General features: G+C 35.3%; 1 protein-coding gene and 1 pseudogene. One reads left to right on the top strand and one right to left on the bottom strand.

Translation table 11 applies throughout. The annotated features are described in order from the left end of the window. Positions 1-313: pseudogene (locus GMD4S_RS13600) on the top strand (hypothetical protein); the annotation flags it as partial. A gap of 14 nt (positions 314-327) precedes the next feature. Here the strand turns inward: GMD4S_RS13600 and radC are convergent. Continuing rightward, on the bottom strand, positions 328-737 hold a 410-nt coding region (gene radC / locus GMD4S_RS09815), incomplete at its 5' end, for a RadC family protein (protein WP_000306032.1).

Here is a 737-nt window from a genome sequence, read left to right as displayed (position 1 = left end):
TTACCAATCTTTTTCTAAGAATAAAGAGAATTTCGATAAACTATCTCAAAAAGAAAAACAGCTGAAAGAAATGTCTAAAAAGGCAAAACTATTTTGTAAAAAGGCAGATGCTAAACTAAAAAGTAAATTTCATTCACGTCTTTACTTTTACAGAGATATTCTCATTCATAAAAAAAGATATTATAAAATCGAAGATTTCAATTCGATTGTCAACTTTATCGTTCAAGAAGATTTACTTGTACCCACGATAAAACCTCTTCCTGTTATCAATATGGCAGAAGTAGATTCCTATGTTTTAAAAGTAATTGAGTAAGATCATGTGCAATCTTAAATCAAATCCGTCTTTTCACGGTAACTAAAGTAATCAGAGTGAGAGACAATCAAATGGTCCAAGAACACAATTCCCATCAGTTCACAGGCTTCCTTGACTAACTTGGTTACATGATCATCATTTCGGCTAGGTGCTACTGCGCCTGATGGATGATTGTGGACTAAAATAACAGAAGTCGCCATATGCTTGATGGCATAGTGAAGGATTTCCCTTGGTTCTGCAATGCTGCGTGTCGCAGAGCCGATAAAAATAGTTTGCTGATGAATGATTTGATTTTGAGTATTGAGATAGAGCGCCACTAGGTGCTCTTGTTTTTTATCGCCAAGTTCCTGTTGCATTTTCTTGGCTAGCTTTTGACTACTGAGAATACTTTCCATCTCAAGGGTTTCATGTTTGTGAATGCGAT

Source organism: Streptococcus sp. GMD4S (assembly GCF_000296955.1).
Note: the sequence above shows the minus strand (reverse complement) of the source record. Positions and strands in the feature narration are given on the sequence as shown.